This is a genomic window from Stenotrophomonas sp. KH_052 (genome assembly GCF_057838755.1).
In genome coordinates this window covers 1-20509 of the sequence record NZ_CM174475.1, presented here as the reverse complement: position 1 = coordinate 20509, position 20509 = coordinate 1, and the positions used below count along the sequence as shown (strand labels likewise).

The window sequence follows — 20509 nt, the reverse complement described above, 5'->3', positions numbered from 1 at the left end:
GGATGACGATGGCGGCGGCCAGCCCCGGCAGGCTTTGTTACGATGGGCTGTTTCCGGCCGAAAAGCCGCAGACCGCGTGGCGCAATTCCTCCCCCTTTCCGTCTACCGAACGAGTACCGCCGTGTCCTTCTTTGCAAACGTGGAACTGGTCCCAGGCGACCCGATCCTGGGCCTGACCGAGGCGTACAACGCCGACAGCCGCCCGACCAAGGTCAACCTGGGTGTGGGCATCTACTACGACGAGAGCGGCCGCATTCCGCTGTTGCGCGCCGTCAAGCAGATCGAGCAGCAGCTCGCCAACGAGGCCAAACCGCGCGGCTACCTGCCGATCGATGGCCTGCCGGCGTACACGCAGGCAACGCGTGAGCTGGTGTTCGGCAAGGACTCGCCGCTGCTGGCCGCCGGCCGCGTCACCACCGCACAGACCGTCGGTGGCAGCGGTGCGCTGCGTGTCGGCGCCGATGTGCTGAAGAAGCTGCTGCCGCACGCCACCGTTGCACTGAGCAACCCGAGCTGGGAAAACCACCGAGCGGTGTTCAGCGCCGCCGGCTTCGAGGTGGTGGATTACACCTACTTCGACCCGACCACCCATGGCGTCAACTTCGATGGCCTGCTGGCCGACCTCGGCAAGCTGGAAGCCGGCACCGTGGTGCTGCTGCACGCCTGCTGCCACAACCCCACCGGCGCCGACCTCACGGTCACGCAGTGGAAGCAGGTCGCGCAGCTGCTGAAGGACAAGCAACTGTTCCCCTTCATCGACATGGCCTACCAGGGCTTCGACAAGGGCATCGAGCAGGACGGCGCCGCCGTGCGCATCATCGCCGAAGCCGGCATCGACAGCTTCATCGTCGCCAACTCGTACTCCAAGTCGTTCTCGCTGTACGGCGAGCGCGTGGGTGCGCTGTCGATGGTGGCGCCGACCGCTGCTGACGCCAAGGCCGTGCAGTCGCAGGTCAAGCGCGTGATCCGCACCATCTACTCCAGCCCGTCCACCCATGGTGCCGCGCTGGTGGCAGGCGTGCTGACCAACCCGGAACTGCGCGCGATGTGGGAGCAGGAGCTGACCGAGATGCGCGAGCGCATCCACGCACTGCGCCAGGGCCTGGTCGAGAAGCTGGCCGCTGCCGGTGCCCCGCAGTTCGCCTTCATCAACGAACAGGCCGGCATGTTCTCCTACTCCGGCCTGAGCCGTGAGCAGGTCGAGCGCCTGCGCGACGAGTTCGGCATCTACGCCGTCGGCACCGGCCGCATCTGCGTGGCCGCGCTGAACCAGAACAACCTGGAATACGTCGCCAAGGCCGTGGCCACCGTCGCCAAGAGCTGAAACAACGCTCCAGTAGCTTGAAGACAAAGGCGCCGAAAGGCGCCTTTGTTTTTGCTCTTGCTCTTGCCATCCCACCGCGCTCGCGGCGAACCCTGAAGCGCGCGGGAGGGGGAGGCGATGCAGGACCGTTGGCGCCATGGATGGCGCCATCGAGCTTACATGGACGTACTTGCAGCGTGTCCTGCATCGCCTCCCCCTCCCGTGAGCCTCGACAAAAGGAAGGCGCCACGAGCGCAACGCATCTGGAAACGATTACGCCTTCCCGCGCTCACGCACGGCCCCGCCATACGGGCGACAATAGGCGTTTTCCCGCTGCCGAGACCTGCCCGCTCATGTCCCGTACTTCGTTGACCCGCTTCCTGATCCAGGAACAGCACGCCGGCCGCATCAATGCCGACCTGCGCCAGCTGATCGCGGTCGTCGCCCGCGCCTGCACCAGCATCTCCATTGCCGTCAGCAAGGGCGCCCTCGGTGGCGTGCTCGGCGACGCCGGTACCGGCAACGTGCAGGGCGAAGCGCAGAAGAAGCTGGATGTGATCAGCAACGAGATCCTGCTCGAAGCCAACGCCTGGGGCGGCCATCTCGCCGCTTGTGCTTCGGAAGAAATGGACCACAGCCAGCCGGTGCCGGACATCTATCCGCGTGGTGACTTCCTGCTGCTGTTCGATCCCCTCGATGGCAGCTCCAACATCGACGTCAACGTCTCCGTCGGCACCATCTTCTCGGTGCTGCGCTGCCCGACCAATGTCGAACTGCCGGGCGATGACGCCTTCCTGCAGCCGGGCAGCAAGCAGATCGCCGCCGGCTACTGCATCTACGGGCCCAGCACGCAGCTGGTGCTGACCGTCGGCCACGGTACCCACGCCTTCACCCTGGATCGCGAGAAGGGTGAGTTCGTGCTGACCACCGAGAACATGCAGATTCCGGCGGCCACCCAGGAATTCGCCATCAACATGTCCAACCAGCGTCACTGGGAAGCGCCGATGCAGGCGTACGTCGGCGATCTGCTGGCGGGCAAGGAAGGCGCGCGCGGCAAGAACTTCAACATGCGCTGGATCGCCAGCATGGTCGCCGACGTGCATCGCATCCTGACCCGCGGCGGCATCTTCATCTACCCGTGGGACAAAAAGGATCCGTCCAAGGCCGGCAAGCTGCGCCTGATGTACGAAGCCAACCCGATGGGCCTGCTGGTCGAGCAGGCCGGTGGCGCTGCCTGGACCGGTCGCGAGCGCATCCTCGACATCCAGCCCGACCAGCTGCACCAGCGCGTGCCGGTGTTCCTCGGCTCGCGCGAGGAAGTGGCCGAGGCCGTGCGCTACCACCACGCGCACGACGACGCGCAGGGCTGATGCAAGTCTCCCGACAACGGTCATGGCAGAACGATGACATGACCGTAGGGTGACACCGAGGTCGGCAAACGGCACCATCAAGCCATTGCCGCCTAAGGAATGCACGCATGCACGAGCAGGGCCCGGTCGATTTCATCGAAGTCATCCACAACGCCGTCCCCAGCGAGGTCTGCGCGGCGATCGTTGAGCGCCTGCGCGCCACGCGTGGCCTGCAACCCGGTGCCGTAGGCAGTGGCGTGTTCCCGGAACTCAAGCACAGCAAGGATCTGCGCATCAGCGGCCTGGACGGCTGGCAGGATGTCGATCAGCAGCTGCAGATCGCGGTGTTCAATGGCCTGCTGACTTATCTACGCCGTTATCCACAGGCGTTGATTGCGCCGCTGATGTTGCAGATCCAGGACAGCAACGGCCAACCGCGACGCCTGTCTGCCGAGGACTTCCCCGACATGCCGCAGCAGCAGCTGGCCGATCTGGCCCGCACCTGCCTGCGCCCGGGCGCGATCAACCTGCAGTGGTATGCGGCGGGCGAGGGCGGCTACCCGTACTGGCACTGCGAGCTGTACCCGAAGGATGCGCAGGCCGAGACCCTGCACCGGCATGTGCTGTGGACGCTGTACCTCAACGACGACTTCGAAGAGGGCGAAACCGAGTTCCTGTTCCAGGGGCGGAAGATCGCACCTCGTACCGGCAGCCTGCTGATCGCGCCGACTGCGTTCACCCACACCCATCGTGGCAACAGGCCGCAGGGCGGGGACAAGTTCATCGCGACCAGCTGGATTCTGTTCCAGAGTGCGCAGAAGTTGTTTGGGGGGTGACGCCGAGCTGCTCGTCGGCTTCGGATGTAGAGTCGAGCCATGCTCGACTGATGGACTCAGAACAACGACCCCTGCGGCGAATCCTTCCTCGGCGGCAACGGTTTCTGGAACCGGCTGCAATCCAGCTTCGGCCAATGGCTGTTCTGCGCATTGAAGCCCAGACGTTTGCGCGCCAGCTTGAAGCGGTTGTTCAACAGATCGGCATACACGCCTTGGCCCCGCATGCGCGTGCCGAACTGGCTGTCGTAGTCCTTGCCGCCGCGCAGCTGCTGGATGGTACTCATCACATGTGCGGCGCGATCTGGATGATGGGTGTCCAGCCACTCGCGGAACAGCGGCGCCACTTCAAGCGGCAGGCGCAGCAGCACATAACCGGCGGTGCTCGCACCTGCGTCGTGTGCGGCCTCCAACACCGCTTCCAGTTCGCTGTCGTTGATCCACGGAATCACCGGCGCCACCATCACGCCCACCGGAATGCCGACCTCATGCAGACGCTTCATCGCGCGCAGCCGTGCGTGTGGCGCCGACGCGCGCGGTTCCAGCTTCGCGGAGAGATGCGGGTCCAGCGAGGTCACCGAGAAATGCACGCTGACCAGGTTCTCCGCGGCCAGCGGCGCAAGCAGATCGATATCGCGCTCGACCAGCGCGTTCTTGGTGATCAGCGAGAAGGGATGCTTGGTCTCCAGCATCACTTCAATCAGCTGGCGGGTCAGTTTGAACTTGCGCTCGATCGGTTGGTACGCATCGGTGTTGATGCCCAGCGCGATCGGTTGCGGCACGTAGCCCGGTTTCGACAGTTCCTTGCGCAGCAGCTGGGGCGCATTGGTCTTGGCGAACAGCTTGGTCTCGAAGTCCAAGCCTGGCGACAGGTTCAGATAGGCATGCGAGGGGCGCGCGAAGCAGTAGGAGCAGCCGTGCTCGCAACCGCGGTAGGGATTCACCGATTGACTGAAGCCGACGTCGGGCGAGTTGTTGCGGGTGATGATGCTGCGCGCGGTTTCGGCGCGCACTTCGGTGCGCAGGCGAGGGGCAAGGAACTCCTCGCTCTCGTCGACCGCCCAGCCATCGTCCACCGCCTCGCTGACGGTGCTTTCAAAGCGCCCGGCAAGGTGGGACGTGGAACCTCGGCCCTTGATCGCAATACCCATGGCGGCAGATTACGTCGCAGTCGTCTCAGCGGCTGCGACGGGCGCCTGAAGGGTTCAGCCCTCTTGTAGAGTCGCGCCATGCTCGACTCCCGCAGGGTGGCCAAGACTGAAGTCGAGCATGGCGCGACGCTACAGGGAAGGGGTCAGAGCAGCGCCAGGTACCCGCGCACCGTGGCATCCAGCCCGTCGTACAGGGCCTCACCGATCAGCGCGTGGCCGATCGACACCTCCAGCACGTCCGGCACGTTGGCCAGGAAATCGCGCAGGTTGTCCTGCGACAGGTCGTGTCCGGCGTTGACGCCCAGTCCGACGGCCTGCGCTCGACGGGCAGCAGTGGCAAAGAGCGTCAGCATCGCGCCGGCATCGCCCGCCGCATGCGCTTCGGCGTAGGGGCCGGTGTACAGCTCGATGCGGTCGGCACCGACCTCGGCCGCCTGCTCCAGCAACGGGTTGCCGGCGTCGACGAACAGACTGACCCGGCAACCCATCGCCTTCAGTTCGGCGATCAGCGGGCGCAGGCGCTCGGCATCGCGCTCGAAGTCGAAGCCATGATCGGAGGTGATCTGGCCGTCGCTGTCCGGCACCAGGGTAGCCTGCGCCGGACGGGTCTGTGCACACAGCGGCAGCAGCCCCGGATAACCCTCGCGCGGTGGTGCGAACGGATTGCCTTCGATGTTGAACTCCACCCCACGCGCACGGGTCAGCGTGGACAGGGCCAGCACGTCCTCGGCGGTGATGTGGCGGCGGTCCGGCCGCGGGTGCACGGTGATGCCATGCGCGCCGGCATCCAGGCAGGCCTGGGCCGCACGCACCACGTCCGGTTCGGCACCGCCGCGCGAGTTGCGCAGGACGGCGATCTTGTTGACGTTGACGCTGAGCTGGGTCATGGAACGGAACTACTTGGAAAGAGGGGACGGATCGTGTTCGTCGGGGGCGGCACTACGACGGGCCTGGGCCTGTTCGCGCAGGCGGCGCAGTTCCTCGGCGTCGACCAGGGTAGCGGGATCGCGCTGCAGGTCGCCGAAGCGTGCCACGTAGCGGCCGCGTACCCAGGCCAGCAGGAAGGCGAGGGCGGCCAGCAGGCACAGGGTCATCAACCCGGCATTGGGCGTCTTCAGGGCGAAGGCGAAACAGCCCAGCGCCAACAGCAGGTACAACCAGTACATAGTCGGGCTCCCCGGATGATCGCCGCAGTGTAGCGCTGCGTCAGAGCAGCGGCGAGGCCAGCCGTGCGAAGGCCTCGGGCAGGCGGTGCAGCCACAGCGAACGGCCGGCCTGGTCATTCACCCGGGTGGCCCTTTCAAACTCGCCCTCCAGCAGTTCGGCCAGGGCGGCAACACGACCTCGATCGCTGATCATCATCGATAGTTCGAAGTTCAGCCGGAAGCTGCGGTGGTCGAAGTTGGCGCTGCCGACGATGCAGACGTCGTCATCGGCGATGAAGGCCTTGGTATGCAGCATGCGAGGGCCGTACTCGTAGATCTTCACCCCGGCATGCAGCAGCTCGTCAAAGTAGGAGCGGGCGGCCTGGGTGACGAACCAGGAATCGCTCATCTTCGGCACCAGCAGGCGGACGTCCAACCCGCCCAGCGCGGCCGAGGTCAGTGCCATCCGCGCCGCTTCGCCCGGGACGAAGTAGGGCGTGACCAGCCAGACCCGCTCGTGCGCTTCCTGGATCGCTGCTACGTGCAGGCGATGGATGGTCTCCCAGCCCGAATCCGGGCCGGACACCAGTACCTGGGCATTGATCGGGCCATCGCCCCGCAGGGGCATGTCGGCTGGCCACAGACGCGCGATATTCATCCGCGAGGGGTCCTGTCCACTGGCGTACAGCCAGTCCTCGGCGAACACCAGCTGCAGGCTTCGCACCACGTGACCACGGATGCGCATGTGCAGATCACGGTAGGCGTCGGTCCTGCGGCTTTCGTCCTCGTCGTCGGTGATGTTGATGCCACCGGTGAAGGCCAGGCGACCATCGACAATCACCAGCTTGCGATGGGTACGCAGGTTCAACCATGGGCGCTTGAACGGCTTCAACAGCTGCCGTGGGTGGAACCAGATCGCTTCGCCACCGGCATCGAGCAGAGGTTGCAGGAAGCGCCGCGGCAGGGCGGATGAGCCCACCGCATCGAGCAGCAGGCGCACCTGCACGCCGGCCCGCGCACGTTCCACCAGCGCGTCGCGCAGGGCGGTGCCGGCATGGTCCGGGTTGAAGATGTAGTACTCCAGATGCACGTGATCGCGTGCCTGCGCGACAGCTTCAAGCAGCGCGGCGTAGGTGGCTGCACCATCCACCAGCCAGGTCACTTCGGTGGCACTGCTCGGTGCCAGCCCGGTGGTGGCCTGCGCGATCTTGGCCAGCTCGGTGCAGTCGGCATCGGGCGGGCACACGTCGCTGTAGTGCTCCATGCCCGAGCGCGCACGCCCACGACGCAGGCGCTGCCGCTTCACCTTCTGCGGGCCCAGCAGGTAATAGATGAAGAGGCCGAGATAGGGCAGCAGCGCCAGCGACAGGATCCAGCTCAGGGTGGCGACCGGCTCGCGCTTCTGCAGCATGATCCAGCCCGCCAGCGCGAACAGGTACAGCAGATAGGCCACCGCCAGGATCGTGCCGAGGTGGGCGATGCCATCCAGCCAGTGGCGCAGGGAGTCGAAGAGGGCGAGCATCCGCCGATCATAACGGGCGCGTGCAGCCTGATGGGGTCAGATCCCTCTTCCTGTAAAAAAGGGATCTGACCACGACAGGCAGAAAAAAGACGCCCCTGTTTCCAGGGGCGTCTGCAGTCGCGTCATGACTGTTGTATTGCGGTATTACGTTTACTGCTGCACAAAACCGATCTTCTTCATCTGAGCGTTCTTCGCGGCGGCCAGGACCTTGGCCATCACGTCGTACTCGGAATCCGGGCTGGCGTCGATGCGCAGTTCCGGCTGGTTGGTCGGGTCACGCTGGACCTCCTGCTCCATCCGCTGCTGCAGCTCGCTCGCATTGATCGGGCTGTTGTTCCACGAGACCTGGTTGCTGGCGTCGATCTTCAACTCGATCGGCGGCGGCGGTTCGACCAGCTGCGGCGGTGGGTTGAGCACGCGCTGCGGCAGGTCCACGGCGATCGGGTACGTCATGATCGGCGCGGTCACGATGAAGATGATCAGCAGCACCAGCATCACGTCCACGAGGGGCGTGACGTTGATGTCGGCCATGGGGCCCTTGCCACCACCACTACTGAATGCCATGGCTTATTGCCCCTTTTCTTTGGTCGCAACGAAGCCGACGTCCAGCATGCCCTGTTCCTGCGCGATCTTGGTCATCTCGTTGATGACGCGCATCTTGGTGGTGCGGTCACCACGCAGGTTCAACGGCGGCTGCGGGGTCTGCTGGGCGGCGGTCGCCAAGCGCGACTCGAGAGTCTGCTTGTTGATTTCTTCGTCGTTCCAGTAGATCGAGCCATCTTCCTTGACTGCCAGGGTGATGGGACCCTTGCGATCGTTGGTGTCGTCCGGCTTCTGGACCAGGTTGGCCTCCGGCAGATCCACCTTGACCTTGTGGGACATCAGGGGCGCCGTGATGATGAAGATGATCAGCAGCACCAGCATCACGTCCACGAGGGGCGTAACGTTGATGTCGGCCATGGGGCCGCCGCTGTTACCACTACTGAAAGCCATAACGGGCTCCGTCTAGATCTTGGTGACTACTTACTTCGTCGCAGGTACAGCGCGTCGCAATCAGCGGACGCGCGAACCGGTGGCGAAGAAGTCGTGCAGGTCGTGCGCGAAGGTATCGAACTTGCTGATGGTCGCGCTGTTGATCTTGCTGAAGAAGTTGAAGGCGAACACGGCCGGGATCGCGACGAACAGACCGATCGCGGTCATGATCAGCGCTTCACCCACCGGGCCGGCAACGGCGTCGATCGAAGCGGAGCCGGTGGCACCGATCTTGATCAGCGCGCCGTAGATGCCCCACACGGTACCCAGCAGACCGACGAACGGAGCGGTCGCGCCGACGGTGGCCAGCAGGGTCATGCCCGACTGCAGCTTGTTGCTTTCGCGGGTCACGGCCTGGCGCAGAGCGCGGTCGACGAACTCCGAACGGCTCAGGTTCTCACCCACGCCACCGGTGGCGCCGCCTTCAGCGCGCTGGTGGTGGGCAGCTGCCTGGGCAGCGTCCAGAGCGATCTTCGAGAACGGCTCCGAAGCCGGCTGCTCTTCCATCGCACGGATGGCGTCCTGCGCGTTCGGGGTGTCCCAGAACAGGCTGACGACGCGATCAGCGGCGCTCTTCAGGCGGGTAGCACGGAAGATGTTGATGACGGTCCAGTACCAGGACATGGCCGACATCACGACCAGGGTCAGCAGCACGACCCAGGAGACCGCGAAATCACCCGGCTTGGTGGTCATTTCGTGGATCAGATGCTCGAAGCCCATCTGCGACAGGGCGTTGGACGGATTGCCCCCGGCAGCAGCGGCGATGAAAATTTCCTGCAGCATGACGCTTACCTTTGTTGTGTGTGGTGATAAAGGGTGTAGCTAAGCTAAACAATCGAACTGCGGGCGAGGGTGGCCAGGAGGCCACCCGGGCCGAATCAGTTCAGTGCAAAGTTGACCGGGACGCGGACGCGGCCAGCAGCCTTCTTACCGCCAGCTTCGGCGGCGTTGAAACGCCACTTCCGGGCAGCTTCCATCGCAGCACGGTCCAGGTCGCGGTTACGGCTGGACTTTTCCACCGTGACATTGGTGACGTTGCCACTGGCATCGACATCAATGATCAGGATCACTTCGCCCTGGATACCAGCGCGGAAGGCTGCCGGCGGGTAGCGCGGCGGATTCATGGCCTTCGACGAGATGTCCACGCTGGCCTCGATCGAGGTCGGCGGGGCCGGCGGCGACGGCGGCGACGGCGGGGTGACGATGTCGCTCGGGCGCGGCTCCGGCACGTCCACGACCGGCGCCTGCGGCGGCGGCGGAACCGGCGACGGCTTCGGCGGCGACAGATTCTTCACCGGCGGCGGCGGAGTATCCGTCGGCGGCGGCGGCGGCGGCGGCGGGGGTGGCGGCGGCGGCGCGTCTACGATGGTCACCATGACGTTGCGCTCCTTCTCAGCCACGGCCTTGGGAGCCACGGCGGGGATGAGGAGCATCATGAAGGCGGCCAGATGCAGGGCAATTACAAACGCGATGCCGACGATGCGAGGCCAGCTCAGCCCCTTGTCATCGGGTTGTTCGTACCGGTGAACGACTAGTTGTTCCGTCATGCGCCAAGAGCTCAATAGTGGGGCCGGGATGCCGGGGGCGGAATCCCTGATCAGCGGTGCATGACACCGCAGGAACCTCCAAGCTTATACCAATCCTGAGCGCCTGCGCATCAACTGAGCAGGCATTCAGGCGTTATTCCTACTTACTTCAGGTTGATGATTTTCTTGGCATCAGCCTGGTTCTTCACGCCCTTCGCCAGCGCCTGCTGGGCGGCCTGCTTGGCCTCGGGGACGCGACCTTCGGCATGCAGGACGCGTGCCAGGTTCAGGTAGGTCTCACCGTCCTTGGAAAGCGGGGCGGCCTTCTGCCACGCATCGATCGCCTGCGGCACCTGGTCGGAGTAGTAGTAGGACTGGGCCAGCGCCAGGTAGACCTGGTAGTCCGGCTTCAGGATGCCCTTCTGCAACCCTTCGTTGATGACCGCGATGACGTCCTTTTCCTTGTGCTCGGTATTGGCATAGATCGAGTACAGCTGCTTGTACTCGCGCTCTTCGGTGAGCTGGCCGCTGCTGCGCAGCTTGTCCATCACCGTGGCAGCCTTGTCCATCTGGTCGGCCTGCATGTACATGCTGGCCAGGTTCAGCTGGGCCTTCTTGTCGCTGGGGTTCTTGGCGGCCAGCGCCTCGGCTTCCTTGACCGCTTCACCGGACTGGCCGGCTTCGGACAGGGCCGCCATCAGCAGCTGGTTCCAGTTGTCCTTCGGTTCGGCGGAGCCGGCGATGGCCTGCTTCAGCACCGGGATCGCTTCCTGGTAGCGCTCCAGCTGGTACAGCGCCTGGCCCTTGGCGATCAGTTCTTCCGGCTTGGTCGACTTGCTCTCGGCGAAGTACTTGTCCAGGGTCGCCAGGCCTTCGGCGGTCTTGTCTTCCTGCAGCTCCAGCTGGCCCAGCATCAGCATCGACTGGAAGTGGCCGTTGTTGTCCAGGCCGTTGAACTGCAGGACCTGCTTCAGGTAGGCCACGGCCGCCGGGGTGTCCTCGGTCTGGTAGGCAGCCTGCGAAGCCAGCTGCGCGGCCAGCGACTTGTCGTACTCGTTCGCGGCGCTGTCAGCCAGGATCGCGTCGGCCTGGGTACGGGTCTCCGGGAACTTTTCCTTGTTGTAGCTGTCGATCATTTTCTGCAGCTTGCTGCCCATCTTGGCAGAGGCCTTGACCGTCGGCTCCTGGCGGGTCGCGTTCGGGTACAGCGCCTCGGCCTTGGCCTGCTTGCCGCCGCGGTTGCCACGCTCGGAGGAGCGCGAGGACTGCGCGAAGGCATCGGTGACCACGGCGCCGGTCAGGGCGGTCGCGACGAGGACGGAAAGCACAGCTTTGTGGTTACGGAAAATCATCGTTCACCTCGATCGAACCGCCGGTTAGCGGCAAAGTCGGACTGTCAGAAAAATCTGAGCCGCCAAACGTATCAGAAACAGATGGCGTGAGAAATCGTTTTATGTGCTGCAATACAGCATGAAACTGCGCACTCATCCGCACTTTGGCCGCAGCCCAGCCGCCTGCGCCTGCTGATAGACCGGGGTCAGGCCCGGCGCATCGCGTCGCAGTTCCTGGATCCGGTTGGCCGGATCAGGGTGGGTGGAGAGCCATTGTGGGCTACGACCGCCGCTGGCGGCCATCATGTTCTGCCACAGATCGACGGCCTGCGCGGGGTTGAACCCTGCCTGCGCCATCAGCCGTTGGCCGATTACGTCGGCTTCGCTTTCCTGGGTGCGCGAACCCGGCAGCAGGAAAGCGGTCTGCGCGCCCATGCCGCCGAGCTGATTGACGGTACTGGCGGCGCCTTCTCCATAGGCGGCACCGGCCAGCGCACCGAGCACGGCGAGGCCGGTCTGTGCGCCCATCTGGCGGGTGATGCGTTCTTCGTGATGGCGGGCGATGACGTGGCCGATTTCATGGCCGATTACGGCAGCCAACTGGTCCTGGTTCTTGGCCACGGTGAAGATGCCGGTGTTCACACCGACCTTGCCCCCGGGCAGGGCGAATGCGTTGGGCTCCTTGTCGACGAACACCGCCGTCTCCCACCGTACGCCACGGTATTGAGGCGGGAGCTGCGCGACCAGGGCGTTGACCACGCACTGTACATAGCCGTTCTGGCGGCCATCGGTGCTGATCTTTTCCTTCTGCTTGGTCTCGGCGAACGCCTGCGCACCGAGCTGGTCCAGCTGCGCCTGCGACACGCCACCGACCATCTGCCGACGGCCGGTGGGTGAGGTTGTGGTCGCACAGGCGCTGACCAACGTGGTGATGACAAGGGCCAACAGCAGGTGTTTCATGGGTGCACCCCCGTGTTCATATGCGCAGTGTGTAGCGTAACGGCTTAATCTTTCGTCAAGCGGACACGGCGTTACGTTGATCCCAGGAACACCATCGCGGCAAGTGCGACAGCGTTGTTCAGTGCATGGGCTGTAATCGCCGCCCACAGCGTGCCGGTGCGCTGGTACAACCAGCAGAACGCGGCGCCCATGCCACCGTAGACCAGCCACAGCTGGGCCATGCCCAACAGTGAATTCCTGCTCACCCCCGGTACTTCGTGGACCAGCGCGAAGGCCAGGCTGCTGAGGATCACCCCCAACCAGGGACGGCCAGCCTGCCACAGGCGGCCGAACAGCACGCGGCGGAACAGCAGCTCCTCATAGGCAGGCGCCAGCACGACCGCGAACAGCACCAGGAACAGCGGGAAACGCGCGATCGCGTTCTGCATCAGTTCCACGTTGGTGGGCACCGGCGTGATGCCGAACTGTTTGGCCAGGAAGGCGATGCCGTTGCTGCCCAGCACGATCAGCAAGGCCACCAGCACGGTCCAGCCCCAGGTCGAGGGCTGCCGCAGCGCCTGTCGTGAAGCCAGGCGTTCGGCCGCATTGGCCGGGCGCCGCCAGAAGTACAGCAGCAGGGCGGCTCCACCGGTGGCGATCAGGGCCATCAGGATCTGCGCCAGGGCCCCCGGCTGGCCGACGGCCGCCGTTGTTTCTGCCGGCGACAGGGCGCCGCCGTTGGCCTGTGCATTGGCGTAGCCAACCACGATGGCGCGATAGAAGCCCCAGAGCAGGCCGGTGACCATGCTCAGGCCGAACAGGGTGACGGCAGCAATGCCCAGGTCGATGAAGAAGCCTGCCAACGGGGAACCCGCACGCGGCGCGGTGGACGCCGGCGGAACCGGAGGCGGGGCGGAAACCGGGGCGGAAGCGGACATCAGGTACCTGCGTTCAAGGGTCGAAAGCCGGTGCGCCTCCCCGCGCACCGGCCATGATCCGATTGTGTCAGATATCCAGGTTTGCGACCTTCAGCGCGTTGTCTTCGATGAAATCGCGACGCGGTTCGACGACATCACCCATCAAGGTGCTGAAGATCTGGTCAGCTGCGACGGCATCTTCGATACGCACCTGCAGCAGTCGGCGGGTCTCCGGGTTCACCGTGGTGTCCCACAACTGCTCCGGATTCATTTCACCCAGACCCTTGAATCGCTGGATCTGGCGGCCGCGCTTGGCCTCCTCGAGCAGCCAGTTCTGCGCCTTGGCGAACGTGTCCACTTCGATCGACTTGGCGCCACGTGAAATGATCGCGCCTTCGCGGACCAAGCCATGCAGCAGCGAGGACGCCTGGCGGATCGCACGCAGTTCACCGCTTTCGAAGGCCGACAGCGGCAGCACCTGGATCAGCTCTTCGCCCATGTGGCGGCGGGTCACCAGCACGGCTGCCGGGCGCTGCTCGTTGGCTTCCTGCAGCTCCAGGGTGAAGCGCGGGCTGCCCAGGCTGCCCTGGTTGAGGCGCTTGGCCAATGCATCCAGGCCTTCGCCTTCGCCGGCATTGCGCAGGCTGTCCATGTCCATCGGCACGAAGTCGACCAGCGCTTCGAGCACGTTGCGGTCGTAGCGGTGTGCGTTGCGCTCGATCGAATCCTGCGCGGCGGCGTAGGTCAGCAGCAGCTTTTCCAGCGCCAGGCCTTCGATGCCCGGTTCACCGGTGGCCGGCACCAGCGCAGCGTTTTCCACCGCACTGCTGGCCAGGTAGCTGTCCAGCGCCGGGTCGTCCTTCAGGTACAGCTCCTGCTTGCCCTGCTTGATCTTGTACAGCGGCGGCAGGCCGATGTAGACGTAACCGCGCTCGATCAGCTCCGGCATCTGACGGTAGAAGAACGTCAGCAGCAGCGTGCGGATGTGGGCGCCGTCGACGTCGGCGTCGGTCATGATGATGATCTTGTGGTAGCGCAGCTTGTCCGGGTTGTACTCGTCGCGGCCAATGCCGGTGCCCAGCGCGGTGATCAGCGTACCGACCTGGTCGGAGGCCAGCATGCGGTCGAAGCGCGCGCGTTCCACGTTGAGGATCTTGCCGCGCAGCGGCAGCACCGCCTGGTTCTTGCGGTTGCGGCCCTGCTTGGCCGAGCCACCTGCCGAGTCACCCTCGACGATGAACAGTTCGGACAGCGCCGGATCCTTTTCCTGGCAGTCGGCCAGCTTGCCCGGCAGGCCGGCGATGTCCAGCGCACCCTTGCGGCGGGTCAGGTCGCGGGCCTTGCGCGCGGCTTCACGGGCACGCGCGGCGTCGACGATCTTGCCGGCGATCGCCTTGGCTTCGTTCGGGTTTTCCTGCAGGAACTCTTCCAGCCGCGCACCGAAGGCGTTTTCCACGGCGGGGCGCACGTCGGAGCTGACCAGCTTTTCCTTGGTCTGGCTGGAGAAACTGGGATCGGGCACCTTCACCGACAGCACCGCGATCATGCCTTCACGCATGTCGTCGCCGGTCAGGTTGATCTTGGCCTGCTTGGCGATGCCGTTCTGCTCGATGTAGTTGTTGAGCACGCGGGTCAGCGCGCCGCGGAAGCCGGCGAGGTGGGTACCACCGTCCTTCTGCGGGATGTTGTTGGTGAAGCAGTACATCGTCTCCTGATAGGAGTCGGTCCACTGCAGCGCCACATCCACCACGATGTTGTTGTGCTCGCCGGTGACCGAGATGACGTTCGGGTGCAGCGGGGTCTTCAGCTGGGCCAGATGCTCGACGAAGCTGCGAATACCGCCTTCGTAGTGGAAGTCATCGCGGCGGCCATCACCACGCTCGTCGGCCAGCACGATCTTGACGCCGGAATTCAGGAACGACAGCTCACGCAGGCGACGGGCCAGGATGTCGTAGTGGTATTCCACGTTGTCGTGGAACGCCACGGTCGACGGCCAGAAGCGCACCGTGGTACCGCGCTTGGTGGTGCTCTCCAGCTTTGCCAGCGGGGTGACCGCGGCGCCGTTGCTGAATTCCTGCTGGTAGTGGAAACCACCCTGGAACACGTCCACCAGCAGCTTCTGCGAGAGCGCGTTGACCACGCTGACGCCGACGCCATGCAGGCCACCGGAAACCTTGTAGCTGTTGTCGTCGAACTTGCCGCCTGCGTGCAGGACGGTCATCACCACTTCGGCAGCGGACACTTCGCGGCCGAGCTTGGCGCTCATCTGCTCGTGCTTGCCCGTCGGAATGCCGCGACCGTTGTCGGACACCGAAACCGAGCCGTCGGCGTGGATCGTCACCGCCACGTAGTCAGCATGGCCGGCGAGGGCTTCGTCGATGGAGTTGTCGACCACCTCGAACACCATGTGGTGCAGGCCGGTGCCGTCATGGACGTCACCGATGTACATGCCTGGGCGCTTGCGGACAGCCTCCAGGCCTTCCAGGGCCGTAATGCTGTTGGCGTCGTAGTTGCCGTTGTTTGCCGGGGTGTTCTGTTCGTCGCTCATTGCGCTTGCCGTAGGCTCCGCAGGTCGGGCACCGCTTGGGGCGATGCGCCGAGAATGAAAGGATTCCAACCCGAATTATACCAGCCGGGGTCGAGCGGCCCTGTTGTGCCCACTATGGCACAGCCACGATCTGTGCATGTTCCACGTGGAACCGGGCGATATGGGTCAGCTCCTGCAGCGCCGCCGGGGTTTCGGTGGCGGTGACGAATATCTGGGCCGGCCCGCCGAGCAGGCGCTCCAGTACCCGTGCCTGGTGGGTACGATCCAGCTCCGAGGCCAGGTCATCCAGGGCGATGACCGGCCATTCCCCGCGCTGTTCCGCATAGTCTTCGGCCTGGGCCAGCAGGCAGGCCAGGGCTGTCAGCTTGGCTTGGCCACGGGACAGCGCATCGCGGCCAGGAATGTTGTGGAAGTCCACACTCCAGTCCGCCCGGTGCGGCCCGACGGAGGTGTAGCCCGCTTGCCGGTCGCGATCGCGGGCCAGCAGCAGGGCATCAGCCAGCGGCAGCTCGTGGCGACGCCACCCCGGACTCAGTTCCATGGCCTGGATACCCAGCTGGGGAGCCAGTTCTGCCGCCAGGGCTACGGTTCGTTGCTGCAGCCGTTCCAGATAGTGCTGGCGGCGGCTGGTCAGCGGTTCGCCTGCCTCGGCCAGCTCGTGGTCCCAGGTATCCAGCATCCGCGAAGGCCCGCCCTGCTTGAGCAGTGCATTGCGTTGCTTGAGCGCCCGGGAGTAGCGGCGCCACAAGGATAGAAAATCCGGTTCCACGTGGAACAAGCCCCAATCGAGGAATCGGCGGCGGGGTTCGCCGCCCCCGCTGACCAGTGCGTGGCTGCCTGGTTCAAAGGTCACCACCGCCAAGGCAGCACAGAGGTTGCCGAGCTGGGCAACGTCTTCGCCATCCAATCGTCCCTTCCAGTCCTGGCCACTGTGGCGCAGACCGGCCTTTCGCCGATGAGGAGGGTGGCTGGCGCGCTGTTCATCCCATTCCACGAAGATCTCCAACGCTTCCTGGCCCTGACGGACCAGACCATCACGTACCCGGCCGCGGAAGCTGCGCCCATAGGCCATCAGGTGCAGGGCCTCAAGAATGCTGGTCTTGCCGGCGCCGTTGTCTCCGGTCAGCAGGTTCAAGCCCGGCTGCGGAGAGAGCTCCACCGCATTGAAGCGACGCAGTTGGTGCAAGGCAAGGCGGCGGATCTGCATGGGGCGCGAAGGACCATCCGCACAGGGCGGTAGATGAGCGGGGAATCCATCAGCTTACTGCATCGGTCAAGCCCGGCGGGTGCAGCGGGGTCCTTGCCACGCACGACACCGCCGGCGCTGACCTGATGCTGGGTTCCACGTGGACAACGGTTGCCGCAATGGCGATGCCAGGGCCCGCACTCGGCGCAAAATCCTTCAAATCTGTGCGCCCTGGCAGGGGGCTGACCCGCAGATTTCAACGATTTCAGTGCCACTTCCAGGATCTTCAGCAGCGAGCACCAGCCGCCACCGGATCTACACCTGCAGATTCCTTGAAATCCGGGAAGCCCCAGCCCGCGAGGTTCCACAGATTTCAAAGAAATTCGCACTGCCGTTTCACGCTATCCACAGCAGGACTGTATGACTTATACACAAGGTATGGGCAATCTGTGGATAAAAAAGGCGTTCAGCGCTCCGTCTGAAACTATCCACAGGTTCCCCCCCAGCCCCAGGGCCCGCTATACAGGGGGTTTCAGACCAACAAATCTCTTTTAAATCATATAGATAAGCTATTTTTCCACGAAATCTGGCCCTACCATCACCACCATGCTTTAGATTTATACCCAGATTTAAAAGCTTTGCAGGACCCGAATCATCCGCCACCAGCCCTGTGGACAGTGGCGTCAGCAGGCGCTGCAGATCGATCGCTGAGCCCCCGCAAATCGTCTCAACTTCAGCTTTCCTGGAAGCACTCCCTCGCTCTGCGGATTCACCGGCACAACTCGTTCTCGGCAACGTCGCGATGACGTTGGAAGCAGCCATCGAATTGGGGGCGCTCTTCGTCAACGGAGGCAGCACTTCATGCCACAAGTGATCGAAGATAAGCGGAGCATCCGAAAGAACCGGCAGGCAGGACTCAGTTCCGCAAATCCCTCGATGACGATGCTCCACGTGGAACAAAAAAAACGCCCGGGAAGATCCCGGGCGTTGTTCGGTTCCACGTGGAACAGCGCAGATGTCAGAGACGCAGCGGCATCACCACGTGGCGCGACTTCTCGCTGCTGGATTCACGCACCAGCGCCGAGGAGTTGGAATCGCGCAGCTGGATGATGACTTCCTCGTCGCGCAGGGCGGACAGGGCATCCAGCAGGTAGTTCACGTTGAAGCCGATGGCCAGGTCGCTGACGGTGGTGTCCGCCTCGATCTCTTCCTGGGCCTCTTCCTGCTCCGGGTTGTGCGCGCTGATCTTGAGGTTGCCCGGCGAGACTTCCACGCGGATACCGCGGTACTTCTCGTTGGACAGGATCGCCGCACGCTGCAACGACGCACGCAGCGACTCACGGTTCACCTTGACCTCGCGATCGGCGCCGATCGGGATCACTGCTTCGTAGTCCGGGAAGCGGCCATCGATCAACTTCGAGGTGAAGGTGACATCGTCGCGCTTGACGCGCACGTGGCTACGGCCGACTTCCAGCTCGATCTCGCGGTCGCCGCTTTCCAGCAGGCGCTGCAACTCGGTCACGCCCTTGCGCGGCACGATGATCTGGCGCTTGGAACCGCTGGGCTTGGCCAGATCGGTTTCGCACAGGGCCAGACGATGACCGTCAGTGGCGACCGTACGCAGCGCATCACCACGCAGGTCGAACAGCAGGCCGTTGAGGTAGTAGCGCACGTCCTGCTGGGCCATCGCGAACGCAGTGCGTTCGATCAGCTCCTTCAGGGTCGCTTCGCCGATCGCAACGCGCTCGGTGGCTTCCACTTCGTCCACCGACGGGAAGTCGTTGGAGGGCAGGGTTGCCAGGGTGAAGCGGCTGCGGCCTGCCTGCACGGTGATCTTGTCACCGGTCTGCGAGACGGTGATCCGGCTGCCATCGGGCAGGGCGCGGATGATCTCAAACAGCTTGCGGGCGGGGATCGTGGTTTCGCCGTCCTGCGCATCTTCAACCGCGATCCGCGACACCATTTCCACTTCCAGATCGGTACCGGTCAGCGACAGCTGGCCGTTCTGCACCTGGACCAGGAAATTGGCCAGAACCGGAAGGGTCTGGCGGCGTTCGACCACGTTGACGACCTGTGCCAACGGCTTGAGAAAGGCTTCGCGCTGCAGTGTGAAACGCATGTGGTTCCGTGCCCCTATGCTTTAAAAAGATGTGGAATAAATCAAAAGCTTGGTGGTGATGGTAGAGCCAGAATCGCTGGAAAACACAGCTAAGTCTTTGTAATAAAAGAAGTTTCAGGCCTCGAAACCCTCTGCACTACCAGCCCCCAAGGGGTGGGGAAAGCTGTGGATAAATTTACCGCGAAATCGAACGGCTTTTTTATCCACACCCTGTCCCGCGCTTGCTACCGGATTTTGCACCGTTTTATGCGATGACGCCTTATCGGCGGACGTGCATCATTCGCTCAGCTTCCGGATCAGCTTGTCCCAGTCCTCGCGGAGCTTGCCGTCGGCCTCCATCAGGGTGCGGATCTGACGGCAGGCATGCAGCACCGTGGTGTGGTCGCGACCGGCGAAGGCGTCGCCGATCTCAGGCAGGCTGTGCTCGGTCAGCTCCTTGGTCAGGGCCATGGCGACCTGGCGCGGACGAGCCAGCGAACGGGTCCGGCGCTTGGACAGCAGATCCTTGATCTGCAGGCCGTAGTAGTCGGCAACCGTTTTCTGGATGTTGGGAATGCTGATCGCCTGCTGCTGGGCGCGCAGCAGATCGCGCAGAGTTTCCTGGGCGAATTCAGTGGTGATCGCACGGCCGGTGAAATTGGCACGAGCGGTCAGGGTATTCAGCGCGCCCTCGAGGTCGCGCACGTTGGAGCGCATCTTCTTGGCGATCAGGAACGCAACATCATCGGGAATCTCGGCACCGCGCTCGCGGGCCTTGGCCAGCACGATCGCCGCACGGGTCTCGAAGTCCGGCGGTTCGATCGCGACCGACAGGCCCCAGGCAAGCCGCGACTTCAGGCGCGCTTCCAGGCCTTCAACTTCGCGCGGATAGCGGTCGCAGGTCAGGATGATCTGCTGCTTGCCATCGAACAACGCGTTGAAGGTGTGGAAGAACTCTTCCTGGGTGCGGTCCTTGCCGGCGAAGAACTGGATGTCATCGATCAGCAGCGCGTCCACCTGCTGGAACTGGCGCTTGAACTGATCCATGGTCTTTTCCTGCAAGGCCCGGATCATCGCGCTGAAGAACTGTTCCGAGCGCAGGTACAGCACCTTCGCCCCCGGGTTGGCCTGGCGCATGGCGTTGCCGGCGGCGAACATCAGGTGGGTCTTGCCCAGGCCGGTGCCTCCGTACAGCAGCAGCGGATTGTGCGCACGGTCGCCCGGCTTCTGCGCCGCCTGGAAGGCAGCGGCCAGGCCCAGCTGGTTGCTGCGGCCTTCGACGAAGTTGGCGAAGGTGTAGTGATTGTCCAGGTTGCCGGCGAACGGTACCTGCGGTTCGCTGGAAACATGTGCCGACGGCGTGGAAACCGGCGCGTTCTGCGCCTCCACGGGCCGCGGGCGCGAGCCGATTTCAAGAAAAACGTCGCTGAAACCGGCGAAGTGGGCCAGCAGTTCGCGGATCCGGGCCAGGTACAGTTCGCGTACCTGGTCGACGATGAAGGCATTCGGTGCATACAGCACCAGGCTGTCCACGCGCAGATCGGCCTGCAGTGGCTTCAACCAGGTGTGAACGTCTTCCGGCGGGAACTCCGCTTCGAGGCGCTCGAGACTACGGGACCAGGCATCCAT

At 64.1% G+C, this 20509-nt stretch carries 18 protein-coding genes; 3 read left to right on the top strand and 15 right to left on the bottom strand.

Annotation, left to right across the window (positions count from 1 at the left end):
- The first annotated feature begins 121 nt into the window (after nt 1–121).
- The 3 genes from AC3ITW_RS00090 (at nt 122) to AC3ITW_RS00080 (ending at nt 3488) form a co-directional block, all read left to right on the top strand.
- Nucleotides 122–1324, top strand: coding sequence for an amino acid aminotransferase (locus AC3ITW_RS00090; RefSeq protein WP_065724218.1), 1203 nt, complete (start codon nt 122–124; stop codon nt 1322–1324).
- 332 nt (nt 1325–1656) lie between these two features.
- Nucleotides 1657–2673 (top strand): class 1 fructose-bisphosphatase, encoded by a 1017-nt coding sequence (locus AC3ITW_RS00085; protein ID WP_014035428.1) that lies wholly within the window; start codon nt 1657–1659, stop codon nt 2671–2673.
- 107 nt (nt 2674–2780) lie between these two features.
- Complete coding sequence (locus AC3ITW_RS00080) at nt 2781–3488, top strand: 2OG-Fe(II) oxygenase (protein WP_065724008.1); 708 nt, start codon at nt 2781–2783, stop codon at nt 3486–3488.
- A 56-nt stretch (nt 3489–3544) separates the two neighbouring features.
- Here AC3ITW_RS00080 and AC3ITW_RS00075 read toward each other — a convergent pair whose 3' ends face one another.
- The 15 genes from AC3ITW_RS00075 to dnaA all read right to left on the bottom strand — a co-directional run bounded on the left by AC3ITW_RS00075 (nt 3545) and on the right by dnaA (nt 20509).
- Nucleotides 3545–4636: a PA0069 family radical SAM protein gene (locus tag AC3ITW_RS00075; protein ID WP_012509604.1), complete on the bottom strand. Its 1092-nt coding sequence runs from the start codon at nt 4634–4636 to the stop codon at nt 3545–3547.
- A gap of 143 nt (nt 4637–4779) precedes the next feature.
- Nucleotides 4780–5523, bottom strand: coding sequence for a pyridoxine 5'-phosphate synthase (locus AC3ITW_RS00070; RefSeq protein ID WP_004132724.1), 744 nt, complete (start codon nt 5521–5523; stop codon nt 4780–4782).
- Nucleotides 5524–5532: 9 nt separating this feature from the next.
- The gene (locus AC3ITW_RS00065; protein ID WP_004132720.1) at nt 5533–5802 is read right to left on the bottom strand and encodes a hypothetical protein; all 270 of its coding nucleotides are present in this window, start codon (nt 5800–5802) and stop codon (nt 5533–5535) included.
- 40 nt (nt 5803–5842) lie between these two features.
- Nucleotides 5843–7303, bottom strand: coding sequence for a cardiolipin synthase (gene cls / locus AC3ITW_RS00060; protein WP_489389940.1), 1461 nt, complete (start codon nt 7301–7303; stop codon nt 5843–5845).
- 150 nt (nt 7304–7453) lie between these two features.
- On the bottom strand, nt 7454–7867 hold the full coding sequence (locus AC3ITW_RS00055) for an ExbD/TolR family protein (protein ID WP_004132666.1): 414 nt from the start codon (nt 7865–7867) through the stop codon (nt 7454–7456).
- Between the two features lie 3 nt (nt 7868–7870).
- Nucleotides 7871–8296, bottom strand: a complete 426-nt coding sequence (locus AC3ITW_RS00050; RefSeq protein WP_012509603.1) for an ExbD/TolR family protein — start codon at nt 8294–8296, stop codon at nt 7871–7873.
- 60 nt (nt 8297–8356) lie between these two features.
- Nucleotides 8357–9118: a TonB-system energizer ExbB gene (exbB, locus tag AC3ITW_RS00045; protein ID WP_004132614.1), complete on the bottom strand. Its 762-nt coding sequence runs from the start codon at nt 9116–9118 to the stop codon at nt 8357–8359.
- A gap of 95 nt (nt 9119–9213) precedes the next feature.
- A complete protein-coding gene (locus tag AC3ITW_RS00040) occupies nt 9214–9882 on the bottom strand; it encodes an energy transducer TonB (RefSeq protein ID WP_012509602.1) in 669 nt (222 codons plus the stop codon).
- 143 nt (nt 9883–10025) lie between these two features.
- Entirely contained in the window at nt 10026–11213 is a 1188-nt protein-coding gene (locus AC3ITW_RS00035; protein ID WP_006404770.1) for a tetratricopeptide repeat protein, read from the bottom strand.
- A gap of 132 nt (nt 11214–11345) precedes the next feature.
- On the bottom strand, nt 11346–12152 hold the full coding sequence (locus AC3ITW_RS00030) for a M48 family metallopeptidase (protein WP_006404768.1): 807 nt from the start codon (nt 12150–12152) through the stop codon (nt 11346–11348).
- Nucleotides 12153–12223: 71 nt separating this feature from the next.
- The gene (locus AC3ITW_RS00025; protein ID WP_489389939.1) at nt 12224–13069 is read right to left on the bottom strand and encodes a CPBP family intramembrane glutamic endopeptidase; all 846 of its coding nucleotides are present in this window, start codon (nt 13067–13069) and stop codon (nt 12224–12226) included.
- A 67-nt stretch (nt 13070–13136) separates the two neighbouring features.
- A complete protein-coding gene (gene gyrB, locus AC3ITW_RS00020; protein ID WP_489389938.1) occupies nt 13137–15596 on the bottom strand; it encodes a DNA topoisomerase (ATP-hydrolyzing) subunit B in 2460 nt (819 codons plus the stop codon).
- A gap of 112 nt (nt 15597–15708) precedes the next feature.
- Nucleotides 15709–16803, bottom strand: coding sequence for a DNA replication/repair protein RecF (gene recF, locus AC3ITW_RS00015; protein WP_100467675.1), 1095 nt, complete (start codon nt 16801–16803; stop codon nt 15709–15711).
- Nucleotides 16804–17800: 997 nt separating this feature from the next.
- Nucleotides 17801–18901 carry a DNA polymerase III subunit beta gene (gene dnaN, locus AC3ITW_RS00010; RefSeq protein ID WP_006404569.1) on the bottom strand — a complete coding sequence of 367 codons (1101 nt, stop codon included), beginning with the start codon at nt 18899–18901 and terminating at the stop codon, nt 17801–17803.
- A 276-nt stretch (nt 18902–19177) separates the two neighbouring features.
- A complete protein-coding gene (dnaA, locus tag AC3ITW_RS00005; RefSeq protein ID WP_006404567.1) occupies nt 19178–20509 on the bottom strand; it encodes a chromosomal replication initiator protein DnaA in 1332 nt (443 codons plus the stop codon).